Genomic DNA, 15,971 nt, shown 5'->3' on the forward strand with positions numbered 1-15,971 from the left:
CGGCTCCGCGTCAGTCGCGCGTGACGCGCAGCACTTCCTCGAGCGAGGTCGCGCCGCTGTCGATCCAGCGCTGCGCGTCGCCGCGCATGGTGTGCATGCCGTGCGCCAGCGCCACGTGCTTGATTTCCGATTCGGGCGCCTGGCGGTGGATCATGGTGCGGATTTCATCGTCGACCGTGAGCAGCTCGTAGACGCCCATGCGACCCTGGTAGCCCGACTGGCTGCACTTGTCGCAGCCGACCGGATGCCAGAGGGTCTGCAGCGGCTTGCCTTGCGCGTGCAGCACGTCGGCCTCGGCGGGCGTGACCTCGATCACCTCCTCGCGCTTGCAGTGCGGGCACAGGCGCCGTACCAGCCGCTGCGCCAGTACCCCCAGCAGCGACGACGACAGCAGGAACGGCTCGATGCCCATGTCGACCAGCCGCGTCACCGCCGAGGCCGAGTCGTTGGTGTGCAGCGTGGCCAGCACCAGGTGGCCGGTCAGCGACGCCTGCACCGCGATCTGCGCGGTTTCCAGGTCGCGGATCTCGCCGATCATGACCACGTCCGGGTCCTGGCGCAGGATCGCGCGCAGGGCCTTGCCGAAGGTCATGTCGATGCGCGGGTTGACCTGGGTCTGGCCGATGCCGTCGAGGTCGTACTCGACCGGGTCTTCCACCGTCATGATGTTGGTGGTGCGCGCATCCAGCCGCGACAGTGCGGCATACAGCGTGGTGGTCTTGCCCGAGCCGGTCGGCCCGGTCACCAGCACGATGCCGTGCGGCTGGCGGATCAGGTGGTCGAAGCCGCGCAGCGTGTCGGGCGCCATGCCCAGCTTGGCCAGGTCCAGCCGGCCGGCTTCCTTGTCCAGCAGGCGCAGCACCGCGCGCTCGCCGTGGCCGGTGGGCAGCGTCGACACACGCACGTCGACCGGCCGCCCGCCCACGCGCAGCGTGATGCGGCCGTCCTGCGGCAGGCGTTTCTCGGCAATGTCGAGCTGCGCCATGATCTTGATGCGCGAGATCAGCGCGCCGTGCAGCGCCTTCTTGGGCCGCACCACGTCGCGCAGCGTGCCGTCGACGCGGAAGCGCACCACCGACGACGATTCGAACGGCTCGATATGGATATCCGAGGCGCCCTCGCGCGCGGCCTGCGTCAGCAGCGCGTTGATCATGCGGATGATCGGCGCATCGTCTTCGGATTCCAGCAGGTCTTCCACCGCGGGAATGTCCTGCATCAGGCGCGACAGGTCGACCTCGCCCTCGACCTCGCCCACCACCTGCGCGGCGCTGCCGTCCTGGCGGTTGTAGGCGTCGGACATGGCATGCTCGAGCGCCTCGGGTTCCAGCACGCGCAGGCGCAGCGCGCCGTGCACGCGCGCCACTTCGGCCAGCGCCGTGGGCGAGGTGGCGCGGCTGACCCACACCTCGAGCCCGTCGGGACGCTGGTGCGCGATCAGCAGCGGCGCCTCGCGCGCGAAGCCGTAGGAAACCAGCCGCGCCGCCATCGGCGAGGGTGGCTCGAGTTCGGCCGGCGGGTTGATGCCGGCGATGCCGGCGCTGCCGGTGGAAAGGGCGGTTTGGACTTCGCTGGCCATGACGGGCCTCAGTACGGAAGTGCGGCTTCGCCGCGCTGGTTGAGCGGTTGCGGGGCGCTCACCGGCGCTTGCGGCGCGGGTTGCGGCAGGGGTTGCGGGACCGGTTCCGGCACCGGTTGCGGGGCCGCCTGCAGCGGCTGTGGCTGACCCGGCACGCCCGCTTGCGGCGCGCTCTGCGGCAGCGTCTGGGGCAGCGGCAGCGGCCCGGGCACGGCGCCGTTGGTGCGCGGGTTGACGAACGGCGTGGTCGGCGCGTCGGCCGGCGGCAGCATCGGCGTGTTGGTGTCCCGCACCATGATGTTAGGCGATACGAAGCCCTGCTGCTGCGCGCGCATATAGTCGTAGCGGTCCGCGGTCAGGCGGTCGGCCGCGCCGGCCGTGCGCATCACATAGGGCCGCAGGAACACCAGCAGGTTGGTCTTCGAGCGGTTCTTGTTCTCGTAGCGGAACAGGCCGCCGATCAGCGGGATGTCGCCCAGCAGCGGCACCTTCTGCACGCCGTCGCCGTACGAGTCCTCGATCAGGCCGCCCAGCACGATGATCTGGCCGTCGTCGACCAGCACGTTGGTCTCGATCGAACGCACGTTGGTGGTCGGGCCTTGGATCAGGTTGGCGGTCGCCTGCACCACGTTCGACGACTCCTGGAAGATCTGCATCTTCACCAGGCCGCCGTCGGTGATCTGCGGCTTCACCCGCAGCGTGATGCCGACGTCCTTGCGGTCGAAAGTCTGGAACGGCGTGACCGAGGCGGCGCCGCCGGTCTGGGCGTAGGAGCCGGTGGTGATCGGGATGTTCTGGCCGATCAGGATCTTGGCTTCTTCGTTCTCCAGCGTGATCAGGTTAGGCGTGGACAGCAGGTTGACGCTGCCGTTGGTGCCCAGGGCGCGCAGCAGCGCACCCAGCCCCATGGCCCGGTTGACGATGCCCAGGTTCAGGCCGCCGATGTCCTGCACCAGCCCCTGCGCCGCGGCGATGCCGGCGGTGCGGTTGCTGTCGGCCAGCGCCCCGGCCAGGGTCAGGTTCAGGATGTTCTGCCCGCCGGTGCCGAAGTTGGTGCCGGCAAAGACGTTGTTGTTGCCGCCGGGCGAGCTGATCAGGCCCTGCCACTGGATCCCCAGCTCGCTCGCCTGGGTCGCGGTCACCTCGACGATCATCGACTCGATGTAGACCTGCGCGCGGCGCGCGTCGAGGTCGTCGATCACGCCGCGCAGGTTGCGGTAGACCGGTTCGCTGGCGGTGATGATCAGCGAGTTGGTCGACGGATCCGCCTGGATGATGCCGCCGGTGGTCGGCTGGGTATTGGTGCCGAACGAGGCGGCAAAGGCCGAGCTGCCAGAGGCGCCGGTGCCGCTCCCGGTGCCGGTGCCGCTGCGCATGCCGGTCTGGGTGGTGGTGGCGCCGCCGGTGAACTGGCCGCCGGTCGGCGTCGAGACATTGGTCATGCCCGCCGCGCCGCCGATGCCGCCAGGCTGTCCGCCGGGCTGGGTCGAGGTGGCGAAGCTGCTGTCGGCGGCGACGATGGCGCGCAGCGTGGCCGCCAGCTTGATCGCATCGGCGTTCTTCAGCGGCACCACCCAGATATTGCCGGGGCGCGCGTAGGGCTGGTCGAGCTTCTCGATCAGCTGGCGCGCCTGCTGCAGGCGCGCGCGGCTGGTGGCGCGGATCATCAGCGAATTGCTGCGCGGCTCGGCCACCACCGAGGTGCGCAGGCTGGCGTCGACGGCCGCGCCACCGCCGCCGCCGCCGGCGGCGCCCGCGGCGGCCGGGTCCAGCAGGCGCTGCAGCACCGCCGCGGTATCGCTGGCCAGCGCATGCTTGAGCGGCACCAGTTCGACCTCGCCCGAGGCCGGCGCATCGACCGCGGCGATGATGCGGGCGATGCGGCGCAGGTTGTCGGCGTAGTCGGTGATGACCAGGGTGTTGTTGGCCGGATAGGCGGTGATGGTGTTGTTGGGCGCGATCATCGGCCGCAGCACCGGCACCAGGTTGTTGGCCGACTCGTAGTTCAGCCGGAACACCTGCGTCACCACCTGGTCGCCGCGGCTGGGGCTGCCGCCGATCACGGTGGGCGAGCCCTGCAGCTTGGCGTCGGCCTCGGGCACGACCTTGGTGAAGCCGTTGCTCTCGACCATCGCATAGCCCTGCATGCGCAGCACCGAGCCCAGCGTCTGCAGCGCCTGCGCGCGCGAGACCGGCTGCTCGGTGACGAGGTTGACGGTGCCCTTCACGCGCGGGTCGATGACGAAGTTCTTGCCGGTGGCCTGGCCGACCGCCCTGATCACGGAGTCGAGGTCGGCGTTGACGAAGTTCAGCACCACCTGGTCGCGATTGGCCGGGGTGACGTCGGGCGGCGCCGGTGGCGTGCCTTGGCTGCGCGCGGCCGGCGCGCCGGGCTGGGCCCACAGCGGCGCGGGCGCCAGCAAGGAGAGCCCGCAGAGCAATGCCACGGCGCGGGCGCAGGCGGTCTTGAAAACAGGTCGGTTGGCGTGGGTGGTCATAGTCATTTCCGTGGGCTGTGCGCTCTGCGTGGCATCAGAAACGCAGCCTAGTCACATTGTCGTCTCGTCGTCCCAGCAGGCTCAGCAGGCTGGTCAGCTGCGTCGCCGCCTCGGGTTCGGCATGCGCGGTACCTTCGAAGCGCGCCTGCCGTCCGAGGGTGCCGCTGCCCTCCAGGTGCAGCGGACCATCGATGGTGCTCAGTTGCAGCTTGCCGCCGCCTGCGCCGGTCCAGTCGATCTCGGCGCGGTAGCTGCCGAGCGGGCGCAGCCGGCTGACCGCGGCCGATACCTGCTCGATGCGCAGCGTCATATGGCCGGTCATGCCCTGGCCGGAAAACCGGCCCTGCAGCGTGGACCAGTCCACCCGCATCAGGCCGTCCGGGCGCAGCGTGTTGAACGGCGCGCCCACGCCCTCGAGCAGCGACGCGGGCAGCCGCATCGCGCCGGATTGCGCGGTCCAGCCGCCCGGGGTCGCGGTAATGGCGACCGGCGCGGCCATGGCCTCGGCATGGGTCAGCACCAGCCGCGCGCGGCCGGTCAGCAGCGGCCAGAACGCCAGCGTCCAGTGCAGCCGCCCGGGCAGCACGGTGGCGGTCTGGCTGCCGGCGCCGGCCGACAGCGCCAGCGTGGCGCTGCCGCGCCACAGCGAGCCGCTGGCATCGGCCAGCAGGACGCGTCCCTGCGTCTGCGTGGCGACGCGCGTGGCGATCCATGTTGCCGGCAGCATCGCCACCGTGGTCACCGCGGCCGTAGCCAGGCCCAGCCCGAGCCAGCGCAGGCGCCGCGCGGCGGCCGGCTGTCGCAGCGCGCGCCGCGGCAGGCGCAGGGTTTCCAGCCGCACCATCAGCTGCGGCCGCCCGGACCCTGCAGGGTCGCGGTAACGTTCACCAGCGCCGTGGCGCCGACATAGACCACGCGCGCATCGATCACCTTCATGCGCTGCTGCTGGCGCACGTCCTGCAGCCAGGTGCTGACCGCCCCGAACGGGACCTTGTCCAGCTGCACCTGCACGCTGTTGTCGGCGGCGGCCGCCAGGCGCGTGGCTTCCAGGCCGTACTGGCCCAGGCTTTCCTGCAGCGCCTCGGTCAGCGCATCGCCGCGCAGCGACGGCGCCGGCGTGGCCTTGAGGCCGCGGGCTTCCTGCGCCAGCGTTTCCATCTCGGCCAGGTCGGCGCGCAGTTGCGGCAGGTTGCGCGCGGCCCGCGCGCGGCCGTCGGCGGCCGGCTCCCACAGCAGCAGGTAGCCGAGCACCAGTGCCAGCACCGCGGCACCGCCGCCCAGGATGGCCTGCTCGCGCGGGTTGCGCGCCGACCAGAAGGCGTCGAAGCGTTCCCGCCAGGCTTGCGGCACCGACGGGCGCAGCCGCGCCATGCGCGTGCGCAGCGTGGCGGCGCCGCTGCGGCGGGCGGCGGGCGAAGGGCTGCGGGTGGAGTCTTTCAATGGGTTCATGTCGGGCGTGCGCCGGTCAAAGGCCAGGCTTGATGGTCCAGCGCGAGCCGGGTGTCACAGGCGTGCCTGCGCTGGAGCCGGTGCTGCCCGCGGCATTGCCGGCCTTGTCTTCATCCATCTGCAGTCCGGCCTGGCGCGCCGCGCTGCGCAGGCCGGCGGTGTCGGTGCCGGGCTTGAGCGTCACCACCAGCATGCGGCCGCGGTACTCGAGCGCCTGCAGCGCGTCGGGCGGCAGCCGGCGCGCGGCCTGGGCGAAGCGGTCGGCCAGCGGCAGGAAATCATCGGGCGTGCTGCGTCCGCTGGCGATGCGCAGCTGCTCGACCTGGCGGCGCATCTGCAGCGGGGGGTCGATCACCGTCGGCGTCTGCGGGAAGGTGCCGCGCAGCGTCTGCGCCTGCGCGGCTTCGAGCCGTTGCTGTTCGTTGCGCAGCAGCAGCCAGTGGGTGTTCATGCCGATCAGCTGGACCAGCACCAGGCCCGCCGCCAGTGCCAGCGGCAGGCGCCACGCCACCAGGTTCCAGCGGTCGGCGCGGCCCTGCGCGAATTCGAACTGGGCCAGGTTCAGCCCCGGCTCGCGCAGGCATTCCTGCGCACCGTCGATCCACAGCCGCCAGCCGGTGCGACCGGCCTGGCGCAGCCCGGGCACCGGCGCCATTGCCGCGGCCTCGCCATCGGCATACCAGGTGCCTTCAGGCGCCAGCGCCTGCCATGCGGCCAGCGCGTCGTCGCCCAGCAGCAGGCCGTATCCGGTGTACGCACCGGTGCGCACGGTCAGCTGCCACTGGCGTGCGGTGCTGCTGGCGGTGTCCGGCAAGGCTTCGCCCAATGCGTCGCCGAGCGCGCCGCCTTCGGCGAGTGCGCTGGCGGCGGCCTCGACCACCAGCGTGGCCGGCTGCACCGCAGCCGGCGCCGCCCCGGGCGGCGCCAGCGTCGGCTCGGCGCCGGCTTCCTCTTCTGCGGGCACGGCCAGGGGCACGCACAGCTGCGCGGGCAGCACGTGGCGGCGGCGATGGCGGTGCTCGGCAAAGGCATCGAGCACCGCGCGCAGCCAGGCGCGGTCCGCCACCATCAACAGGCGCTGGCGCGGCCCGCGCGCGGACGCGGCGCCGTCGAGGGTGGGGCCGATGCCGATATGGCAGGGCTGCGCGTCAGTGGCGAGGGCATCCTCGACCAGGTTGGGCAGCGCCTGCTTCAAACGCGCCGGCGGCAGCGGCGGCACGCTGGCGCTGGTCAGCAGTACGTCGCTGGCGGCCAGGATCAGCACCAACCGCTCCGCCGCGGGCAGGTCAGTGATGCGGGCGTGGCCTTCTCGCAACACTTCCGGTGCGGCACGGGGCAAGCCGCGCCGCGTGGCATCGGCTGCCGCCGTGCGCACCAGCGCAAAGGGCAGGGCGCCGAACTGCCACGGTTGCGGCTGGTCATGCGGCCGGTGCGGCAAGCGCACGTACAGAGTGGTGCTCAAGGTGTCCTTGCTTTGGCTTCAGTAGAACGGCTCGATAAGGCGCATGGCCCATGGGGGTGCGCCCGGGAACGCCCCGGCGCAGGAAACTTGCCGGAGTGCGGGGATGCCGGCGGGCGGCCTGGGAGGCCGATCAGCGGCGAGCGGGCTGGTGTCAGGCTCGCGCCAGCGCCGCAGCATACCTTGCCTGCGTGACAAAATCGCGTCAATACCATTCTCCCCGGTTGCCCCGGTGTGCTGTATTCATATGTGGGCCAGGCCGCCTTGCCATGCTCAGCGCAGGTCCGGCAGCCGGTCCGCGTCCTGGATCCAGACCACGCGGGTGGTGTTGGCCGCACCGAGCGGTTCGCCGCGATAGATCAGCGACACCTGCAGCCGGCTGGCGCGCTCGTGCCGCACCAGCCCGTAGACCAGGAAGTAATGCGAGCGCACGTCGAGCAGGTTGCCGAGGTTGCCGCTGCTCGCCTGCGGCGCCAGCGCGGACAGCTGCGTCTGCAGGTTGCCGATGTTGTTGAAGTAGGCGCGGTCGCGCTGGCGCACCAGCTCGCGCGCGCGTTCCAGCGGCAGCTTGTCGATCATCGCGGCCAGCACCTCGGCCTCGGCGGTGTTGGCATTGACCAGGGTGCGCTCGGGCAGCACGATCACGAAGGGCTCCAGCACCGCCACCATCTCGGGCGTGTAGCCGGGCAGCGCCAGCAGGCCCTGCACGCTGTCGAGCGGGCGCGGCGCCTGCCGGCCCGAGCCCTCGCCGCCGTGGCCACCTTGCGCGGCCTGCAGCATGTGGCGCGCGGTGGATTCGGCCAGCGCCGGGTTCAGGCCCACGGTGCGCAGCAGCCGGCCATAGGCGGCCTGCGCCGACTGGTCGATATTGGCAACGCGCCCGACCGGCGCGCCCTGGCCGCCGGTGGCTGACCATGTCACCAGGTTGGCAAGGTTGAAGCGCGCCTGCGCATCGAGGATGCGCCCGGACAGGAACGAGGTCTCGCCCGCAACGTCGGTGCGCAGCGACGCGCCCAGGAAATCCGACAGGCGGGTCTCGGCGATCGGCACTGCCCACGGCTCGCCCAGTTCGTCGACGTTGCTGCGGCGCTGGTCGTCGCGCAGGATCAGCCGCGCCCAGTCGACCGCGGCGCGCTCGATCCAGGTGGCCTGGGCCAGCAGCCGCTGGTTCTCGATGGCGCGAATCTGCACCTGCTGCCGCCACAGCATGCCCGACACCACCACCACGGCCAGCGTCACCATCAGCAGCGCGGTAACCACGGCCGCGCCGCGCGCGCGGCGCAAAGGCCGGAAGCGGAGGGGGCTGCGGGTGTACGTCATAGCCCCGACATGCAGATCTTCTGGAACTGCCGCGGCGCGTCGCCGTCGCCCATGCGGGCAAGGATGGTCAGTTCCACCGCCCGCACCGCGGTATTGGGCACCGCCGCGCCGGCCTCCGACGCTTGCACCGCGCTGGCCGCGTTGCCGCTGAACAGCACGTTGCGGATGCGGTTGCTGTCGGCCTGCCAGCCGCCGGGTTCGACCCAGGCGCGCGCGCTCATGCCGTCGACGTTGGCCAGCAGGCGCCGCACCTGCGCGTTGTTGCCGCCGCCCTGACGCAGTGCCAGCAGCGACGACTGCAGCGCGGCGCGGTTGCTCACCGGCGGCGCAGCCACGCGCACCAGCGTGTTGCCGTCCAGCTGGTAAGACAGAGCCTGCCATGCCGGCGGCTGGCCTTCGTCGCGGCGGTCGCGCACCAGCAGCACGCGGTTCTGGCCGATCTCGACCGGGCTGCCCTGCAGCAGCGTGGGGTTGGCCAGGTGCTCGCAATCGGCCTGCATCTGGCCGTACAGCACCTTCAGCGCATCCAGCCGGGCGTCATGGTCGATCAGCCGTTCGCGGCCGCGCGTCAGGCTGTCCAGCGCGCGCCAGCCGATCACCGCCATCACCGCCAGCAGCGTGATGGCGACCAGCATTTCCAGCAGCGTGAAGCCGCCGGCGGATCGGCGCCCGCGCCGGCGCTCAGAGCACGTTGCGGATTTCATTGGGAACGATGGTGACGAGCCACGCCAGCCGCACCGACTTGTCGGTGGCCGACGGATAGACCGCGATCTCGACGCGGCGGAACACCGGATTGGGCGTCGCCGACACGGATTGCTCGCAGTACAGCGGCGTGCCGCCCTGCGGACAGGCATAGCCGCTGACGCCGGGCTCGGGCCAGGTCTTGGCCAGGCGCACCGAGGCCAGGTGGTTCTCGGCGCTCCATTCGGCCAGCATGCGGGTCTGCAGCGACGCGCCGGCATCGATCATTGAGCCCATCGCGCGCATCGCCGCGGTCAGCGCCACCGCCAGGATGGTCAGCGCCACCAGCACTTCGATCAGCGTAAAGCCGGCCGCGCGGGCGCGCCGGCGTGCGGGGAAGCGCGGGGGCGTCATGGCGTGCTGGCGAAATAGCGGCCGCTGCCGTCGCCGGCCACGTCGACGCGGATATCGCCGCGCACCAGCACCAGGCGCTGAGGGGCATCGATCAGCTCGCGCCCGAAAATCAGCCGCGGCGGGCTGTTGGTGCCGGTGCTGCGGCCGCCTTCGGCGACGATGACCTGGTCCAGCGCCAGGCGCCAGGTGCCGGGCGCGAACACGTCGGTGCGCAGGGGGATCCAGCCGTTGGGGGTCGATTCGAGGAAGCGCCAGCCGCCGGCGTCGCCTTCCCAGGCGAGCGGGCGCGCGCCCAGCTGCGCTTCTTCCTGCGCCAGCTCGAACAGCCGCGCGATGCGCTGGCCGTCGTCAAGCACGCGGCCGCGCTCGTTGGGCGAGGCATTGACCGCGACCAGCGAGATCACGATGCCGGCGATCACCATCACCACCAGCAGTTCCAGCAGCGTAAAGCCGGAGTGCCGCTGCCGGGAGGCGCGGCGGCGCGGCGCCGTGGTCATCAGGGAAGCGGCAGGGGCGGGCGGCAGGGGCGCTTACTCCCAGTTGCCGATATCGGCGTCGTTGGCGTTGCCGCCGGCCTGGCCGTCGGCACCGAAGCTGAACACGTCGATTTCGCCGCGCACGCCGGGGTTCAGGTACTGATACGGATGGCCCCACGGATCCTTGGGCAGCTTTTCCAGGTAGCCGCCGCCCTTCCAGTTGTTGGGCACCGGCTCGGTGGTAGGCTTGGCCACCAGGGCGCCCAGGCCCTGCTCGGTGGTCGGATAGCGGCTGTTGTCGAGGCGGTACAGCTTGAGCGCCTGCATGATCGACGAGATATCCTGGCGCGCCGCGACGATGCGGGCTTCGTCAGGACGGCTCATGATCTTGGGCACCACCAGTGCCGCCAGCACGCCGAGGATCACGATCACGACCATGATCTCGATCAGGGTAAAGCCGCGCGCGCGGCGGGCAGGACGGGCGGGGCGGGCAAGCTGGGAAGTGATTCTGCGCATTGTTGGTAAGACCTCGTTGCTGGAATGGCGGGACCCGCGCCAGGGGGCTGGCGGGGCCGGGTTCGCCAATCAGTATAACCGGCGCCTTATGACTCTTTTATGGGCAGCCCCCGTCGGGGTCGCGGCAATGTCTGATATGAATCACAAAGCCGGCCAGCGCTTTTTGGCGAACCCGAACCCTAGCACGCCGGGGAAAAATATAACTTGCATCCAGGATGCATCTTTTTTAACATGACGCCACGATGCAACTGACCCGCTTCTCCGACTATGCGCTGCGCCTGTTGATGTACGTCGCCCGTGGCGACGGCAGCCGGCCGATCACGATCGCCGAGGTGGGCCAGCAGTTCGGCATCTCGCACAACCACCTGGTCAAGGTGGCGGCGCGGCTGTCGAAGCTGGGCTGGGTCAGCGCCACGCGCGGCCGCCATGGCGGCCTGCAGCTGGGCCCCGGCGCCGAGCGCCTCACCATCGGCACCATCCTGCGCGAGCTGGAAGGGCACCGGCCTGTGATCGACTGCGACAACCCGCCCTGCGCGCTGAACGGCAACTGCCACCTGAAACGCGCGCTGGACGTGGCCGAGCAAGCCTTCTACCGCGCGCTCGACGACGTCACGCTGGCCGATGTCACCGGCAGCCACACCGCCGAATCGATCATTCGCCTGCATCGTGATTTCCTGAACCGGCGTTCGGCCTGAGCGGACGGGATCCGCGCGTGGCCGGCGAATGCCGGTTTTTTGTTGTGCTAAAACATGCATCCTGTTTGCATGAATAAAACGGAGTGATACCTGATGCTGTCCGCCGCTTCCCGCCCCTATATCGATGCAAGCGTGCCCGTGCTGCGCGAGCATGGCCTGGCCATCACCACGCATTTCTACCGCGAGATGTTCGCCGACCGGCCCGAGCTGACCCAGCTGTTCAACATGGGCAACCAGGCCAACGGCAGCCAGCAGCAGTCGCTGGCGTCGGCGGTGTTCGCCTACGCGGCCAACATCGACAACGCGGCGGCCCTGGGGCCGGTGGTTGAGCGCATCGTGCACAAGCACGCGGCCGTGGGCATCACGCCCGCGCACTACCCGATCGTCGGCCGCCACCTGCTCGGCGCGATCTCCGCGGTGCTGGGCGAAGCCGCCACGCCGCCGCTGCTGGCGGCCTGGGACGAGGCTTACTGGCTGCTGGCGGGCGAGCTGATCGCCGCCGAGGCGCGCCTGTACCAGCGCACCGGCGTGACCGCCGGCGCGCTGATGCCGGTGCGCGTGGTGCGCCGCGAGGCGCAGGGCGGCCAGGTGGTGGCGCTGACGCTGGCCGCGGCCGACGGCCAGCCGCTGCGTGATTTCCGGCCGGGCCAGTACATCAGCGTCGAGGCGCGCCTGGACAACGGCACGCGCCAGCTGCGCCAGTATTCGCTGTCGGCCGAGGCCGGACTGCCGACCTGGCGCATCTCGGTCAAGCGCGAGGACGGCGGGCAGGCTACGCCGGCCGGCGCGGTGTCCAACTGGCTGCACGCCAACGCCCACGAGGGCGCCGAGCTCAAGGTGAGCGCGCCGTTCGGCGAGTTCACGCCGGCGCTCGAAAGCCGCCGGCCCCTGGTGCTGCTGTCGGGCGGGATCGGCATCACGCCGATGCTGTCGGTGCTGCGCACGCTGGCCACTCAAGGCTCGCAGCGGGCGGTGCTGTTCGCCCACGCCGCCCGCGACGGCCAGCACCATGCCCATCGCGCCGACCTGCAATGGGCGCGCGAGCGCCTGCCGGGGCTGGTCACGCACATCAGCTATGAGTCCCCGCAAGCGGAAGACCTTGCGGGCCGCGATTACGACCACGCCGGCACCATGCCGCTGGACGAGATGCTGCGCCAGCCCGACCTGCAACGCTTTGTCGATGGCCGTTTCTACCTGTGCGGACCGCTCGGCTTCATGCAGGCGCAGCGTCACGCGCTGCTCAGCGCGGGCGTGCCGGCGGCGCACGTTGAGCGCGAAGTGTTCGGCCCCGACCTGCTGGACGACCTGCTGTAAGCGTCCCGGCGGCGCCGGCGGCAGCATCGCCGGCGCGGCAGACAGCGTCATGGGGCTCTGGTACGCTTGGCGCGTCCGCGCTCTCGCGCCATGACCCGCCGCGGCGGGGTTTCCAGGGTCCCGATCCATGCAATTGTCCCTCCGGCCTTCGTTCCGCTTCGATGCCTCCGCGCTGTGGCTGCCGCGCCTGGCCAGCGTGGCGCTGTTTATCGCGCTGTGCGCGCTGGTCACCTATTGGGTGCTGACGTTCAGTGCGATGCGGACCATCCCGGTGCCCAAGAGCGCGCGGGTGGCGCAGACCGAGGCGGTCGAGACCGGCGCGATCGCGACGCTGTTCGGCGGCTCGGCCCAGGCCGGACCGAGCAACGTGCAGCTGCTCGGCGTGGTGGCCGAGCTCGGCGGTGGCGCCAGCGCGGCAATCGTCTCCATCGACGGCGGTCCGGCCAAGGCGGTGCGCATGGGTGCCGACCTGGCGCCGCAGATCCGGCTGGTGGAAGTGCGCCAGCGCGGCGTGGTGATCGAGCGCAATGGCGTGCGCCAGGAAATTGCCCTGCCGCTGCAGGCGGCTGCCACGCGCGGTGCGCCGCGTGCCGCCAGCCCGCTGCCGACGCCGCCCGCCGGCGCGGCGGCGCCCATGGCAACGCCCATGCCGCCGCCGGCGCAGGCTGCTGCGCAGCCCGCACCGGCCCAGCCGCCGCGCGGCCAGCCGCCAGGGCAACAGGCCCAGCCGCAGCCGCAAGCCCAGCCCCAGCCCCAGCCCCAGCCCCAGCCCCAGCCCCAGCCCCAGCCCCAGCCACAACCGGTTCAGCCGGCACCATCGGTCCAGCCGGCCCAGCCGCAGCCTCAACCCGTCGATCCGCGCCAGTACCAGCCCGGCATGTCGCCCGAGGCGGCGGATGAAGGCCAGATCGTGCCGAAAGCGCAGCCCTAGGCTGCCGGCACATCGAATATTCGCCCTTGCTTGCGTTCCCTTACGCCGCTCCCGGCTTTCTGTGAGGCGGGTAACATCGTATTAAAAGCGCCAACTTCGCTGCATCGTCTGCGTTCTAATCCGTACATGCCAACGTGATGAAAAGGAGCACGACATGCAACGCAATCACAAGCCGCAGATCCTGAAACAGTTCCTGGCCGCCTCGGCCGCGCTGCTGGTCGCCGGCGGCGCCTTTGCCCAGGCCAGCGCTCCCGCTGCACCGGGCGCAGCACCGGCCGGCAAGCCCGGCATGGGCCACCACCACCGCCACCACGGCGGCGGCATGTGGATGAAGGCGATCGATACCGATGGCGACGGCGCCATTTCCAAGGCCGAGGCCGACGCGTGGTTCAACAAGCTCGACACCAATCGCGACGGCAAGATCGACAAGGCCGAAATGGACGCGCAGCGCAAGGCCGCCATGGCCGAACATCACGCACGCATGCAGGCCGCCTTCGACGAGAAGTTCAAGGCCGCCGACAAGAACGGCGACGGCGCGCTGACCAAGGCCGAGGCCAACGCCGGCCTGCCGCGCCTGGCCAAGCGCTTTGACCAGCTCGACGCCAACCGCGACGGCAAGCTGACCCGCGATGAAATCCGCGCCGGCATGGAGAAGATGCACCGCGATCGTCCTCATCGCGGCGAGCGTGGCGAACGCGGTCCGCGCGGCCAGGCCGCCCCGGACAACCAGCCGGCACCCGCCAACCCGGCGGCGCCGTCGACCAGCGGCGGCTGAGCGGGCGGCCCCGGCAGCGCCGCCTGAGCGCCGCTGCCAGCCTACCGACCAAGCGCGCGAGCCCGAGGGCCGCGCGCTTTTTTTGTCCGTTCAGCGGACAACGTGGATCGCTCCGGCACAGGAACGCACTGGCGCGGACGCAAACGCCCGTAGAATGCCGCTTCCCTGTTTGCCGGAACCTGCGCGCCACCTCGCCCGTTCTCCGGTCAGCGCGCCTCCGCGACACCCGGCAGCGCCGCCAGACTGGGATTTGCCCGGCCCGAACGGCTGACGCGCGAGTGACCGATAAGGCCGCCCACCCCACAAAATCGGGCGCGGATCGGATGTAATTTCACAAAAAATTGCGTACTTGTGCACGGCTTGCTAAATTTGCGCAAAAAAATTGCCAATAAACATATTGCGGAGCAACAATATCGTGAGCAAGGTGGAGTTGGACAAGATCGACCGGAAGATCCTGGAAGTGCTGCAGACCAACGGCCGGCTAACCAACCTGGAGGTGGCCGAGCGCGTGAACCTGTCGCCCAGCCCGTGCCTGCGCCGCATCCGGCGGCTGGAAGAGATCGGCGTGATCCGGCAGTACGCGGCACTGCTGGAGCCCAACAAGATCGGGCTCGGCCTGCTGGCCTATATCAATGTGCGGCTGGAAAAGCATGGCGGCGCGCCCAAGGGCAAGGCCCCGCTGGACCTGTTCCGCGCCTCGATCGCCGTGTGGCCGGAGGTGGCCGCGTGCCATGCCATGACCGGCGAGATGGACCTGCTGCTCAAGGTCTATGTCGAGGACATGGAGCACTTCGCGCGCTTCATGCAGGAACAGCTGCTGGCGCACCCGTCGGTGATCGACGTGCGCTCGAGCTTCGCGCTGGAAAGCATCAAGGACACCACGGCGCTGCCGGTGGGCGGCGCGGCCTGAACAGCGCGGCCCGGGCCGGCAAAGCAAAACGGCGCATCGTTGCGATGCGCCGTTTTTGTCGATGCCGTGCGGACCGGAGGTCCGGCCGCTCAGGCGGTATGCTTCTGCGGCACCATGGTGCGCCAGAAGCGCAGGCCGAAGCGGCGTGCGTCGCGCAGGTTGCGGCGCACCGCGTAGTCCAGGTCGGCAAGCTGCTCGTCGAGCGCCTCGCTCAGGCGGCTGGCGGTATCCGCCGGCGGCAGTTCCAGGTAGGCGTCGGCTTCGCCGTAGGCATACTGGACCTTCATGCCGGCCTTCTTGGCGATATGCATCATCGCGGCGTTGCGCGACAGGCAGTGCATGTAGAGCGTGCGCACGTTGGTATTGCGGCCATGGATGGCGGCACGCTCGAACAGCGCGCTGCCGATGCCGCGGCCGCGCGCGCTGCCGGACACCGACACGCCGAACTCCGCCACGCGACCCTGGGCGTTGTCGCGCAGGTTGGCGAAATGGCCGACGCCGATCAGCTCGAGCTTGTCGTCGTAGACGCCGAACACGCTGTCATGGTCGAAGTCGATGCTGTCGACATAGGCCTCGATCACATGGTCGCCCACCGACTGGCCGAAACGGAGCAGGCGATCCTCCTCGCCCAGGGCGAGGAAATGCTTCAGCAGGCGCGAGCGGTGGTGGGCCGACAGCTCGCGCACCAGGACAGTGGCGCGGTGGGCGGCTTGGGCGGCTTCGGCTGCCTTGCGCAGATCTTCGTCGGTCAGTGCGCCGACGGCCTTGCTCAGTTCGAGCGGGTTCACGATGATTCCTTCCGGTGCAGTCAGATAAAAAATAGGCACTGCGGTGGTGTTTTTCCAGGCACTTTTCCGGGAAACCGTGCGAGACTCGGGGAAACACCAACTTGATGCAGCACGAAAAGTATTGTAGTGGAATTGTCAGTTTGACGTAAGCTTCCTGCGCCGCAGCAGA

The 15,971-nt window shown here is 70.3% G+C and carries 16 protein-coding genes; 5 read left to right on the forward strand and 11 right to left on the reverse strand.

Annotated features, from left to right (window positions below):
* Nucleotides 1–10 precede the first annotated feature (10 nt).
* The 10 genes from gspE to gspG form a co-directional block, all read right to left on the reverse strand.
* The gene (gene gspE, locus FHX60_RS25540) at nucleotides 11–1,486 is read right to left on the reverse strand and encodes a type II secretion system ATPase GspE (RefSeq protein ID WP_092316792.1); all 1,476 of its coding nucleotides are present in this window, start codon (nucleotides 1,484–1,486) and stop codon (nucleotides 11–13) included.
* Nucleotides 1,487–1,584: 98 nt separating this feature from the next.
* Nucleotides 1,585–4,074: a type II secretion system secretin GspD gene (gspD, locus tag FHX60_RS25545; protein ID WP_112777092.1), complete on the reverse strand. Its 2,490-nt coding sequence runs from the start codon at nucleotides 4,072–4,074 to the stop codon at nucleotides 1,585–1,587.
* 34 nt (nucleotides 4,075–4,108) lie between these two features.
* Entirely contained in the window at nucleotides 4,109–4,918 is an 810-nt protein-coding gene (gene gspN / locus FHX60_RS25550) for a type II secretion system protein N (protein ID WP_112777093.1), read from the reverse strand.
* On the reverse strand, nucleotides 4,918–5,523 hold the full coding sequence (locus tag FHX60_RS25555; RefSeq protein WP_183285015.1) for a type II secretion system protein M: 606 nt from the start codon (nucleotides 5,521–5,523) through the stop codon (nucleotides 4,918–4,920). The genes gspN and FHX60_RS25555 overlap by 1 nt, the downstream gene beginning before the upstream one ends.
* Before the next feature lie 16 nt (nucleotides 5,524–5,539).
* On the reverse strand, nucleotides 5,540–6,985 hold the full coding sequence (gene gspL, locus FHX60_RS25560) for a type II secretion system protein GspL (protein ID WP_183285016.1): 1,446 nt from the start codon (nucleotides 6,983–6,985) through the stop codon (nucleotides 5,540–5,542).
* A gap of 270 nt (nucleotides 6,986–7,255) precedes the next feature.
* Entirely contained in the window at nucleotides 7,256–8,302 is a 1,047-nt protein-coding gene (gene gspK, locus FHX60_RS25565; RefSeq protein WP_183285017.1) for a type II secretion system minor pseudopilin GspK, read from the reverse strand.
* Nucleotides 8,299–9,006, reverse strand: a complete 708-nt coding sequence (locus FHX60_RS25570; protein WP_183285018.1) for a PulJ/GspJ family protein — start codon at nucleotides 9,004–9,006, stop codon at nucleotides 8,299–8,301. The genes gspK and FHX60_RS25570 overlap by 4 nt, the downstream gene beginning before the upstream one ends.
* On the reverse strand, nucleotides 8,984–9,397 hold the full coding sequence (gene gspI / locus FHX60_RS25575; RefSeq protein WP_112777098.1) for a type II secretion system minor pseudopilin GspI: 414 nt from the start codon (nucleotides 9,395–9,397) through the stop codon (nucleotides 8,984–8,986). The genes FHX60_RS25570 and gspI overlap by 23 nt, the downstream gene beginning before the upstream one ends.
* On the reverse strand, nucleotides 9,394–9,894 hold the full coding sequence (locus FHX60_RS25580) for a GspH/FimT family pseudopilin (RefSeq protein WP_092316585.1): 501 nt from the start codon (nucleotides 9,892–9,894) through the stop codon (nucleotides 9,394–9,396). The genes gspI and FHX60_RS25580 overlap by 4 nt, the downstream gene beginning before the upstream one ends.
* A 33-nt stretch (nucleotides 9,895–9,927) precedes the next feature.
* Nucleotides 9,928–10,389, reverse strand: a complete 462-nt coding sequence (gene gspG / locus FHX60_RS25585) for a type II secretion system major pseudopilin GspG (protein ID WP_092316583.1) — start codon at nucleotides 10,387–10,389, stop codon at nucleotides 9,928–9,930.
* A 242-nt stretch (nucleotides 10,390–10,631) separates the two neighbouring features.
* On the opposite strand from gspG, the gene FHX60_RS25590 reads away from it, so the two are divergent.
* The 5 genes from FHX60_RS25590 (at nucleotide 10,632) to FHX60_RS25610 (ending at nucleotide 15,014) form a co-directional block, all read left to right on the forward strand.
* Complete coding sequence (locus tag FHX60_RS25590; protein ID WP_092316581.1) at nucleotides 10,632–11,084, forward strand: RrF2 family transcriptional regulator; 453 nt, start codon at nucleotides 10,632–10,634, stop codon at nucleotides 11,082–11,084.
* 93 nt (nucleotides 11,085–11,177) lie between these two features.
* Nucleotides 11,178–12,398 (forward strand): globin domain-containing protein, encoded by a 1,221-nt coding sequence (locus FHX60_RS25595; RefSeq protein ID WP_183285019.1) that lies wholly within the window; start codon nucleotides 11,178–11,180, stop codon nucleotides 12,396–12,398.
* Nucleotides 12,399–12,525: 127 nt separating this feature from the next.
* Entirely contained in the window at nucleotides 12,526–13,329 is an 804-nt protein-coding gene (locus tag FHX60_RS25600) for a type II secretion system protein N (protein ID WP_183285020.1), read from the forward strand.
* A 154-nt stretch (nucleotides 13,330–13,483) separates the two neighbouring features.
* Entirely contained in the window at nucleotides 13,484–14,104 is a 621-nt protein-coding gene (locus tag FHX60_RS25605) for an EF-hand domain-containing protein (RefSeq protein ID WP_115711178.1), read from the forward strand.
* 415 nt (nucleotides 14,105–14,519) lie between these two features.
* Nucleotides 14,520–15,014: an Lrp/AsnC family transcriptional regulator gene (locus tag FHX60_RS25610; protein WP_010813460.1), complete on the forward strand. Its 495-nt coding sequence runs from the start codon at nucleotides 14,520–14,522 to the stop codon at nucleotides 15,012–15,014.
* Between the two features lie 89 nt (nucleotides 15,015–15,103).
* Here the strand turns inward: FHX60_RS25610 and FHX60_RS25615 are convergent, their stop codons facing one another.
* Entirely contained in the window at nucleotides 15,104–15,802 is a 699-nt protein-coding gene (locus tag FHX60_RS25615) for a GNAT family N-acetyltransferase (RefSeq protein ID WP_012354170.1), read from the reverse strand.
* Between the last annotated feature and the right edge of the window lie 169 nt (nucleotides 15,803–15,971).

Source organism: Cupriavidus alkaliphilus (assembly GCF_014191175.1).
Classification (GTDB): Bacteria; Pseudomonadota; Gammaproteobacteria; order Burkholderiales; family Burkholderiaceae; genus Cupriavidus; species Cupriavidus alkaliphilus.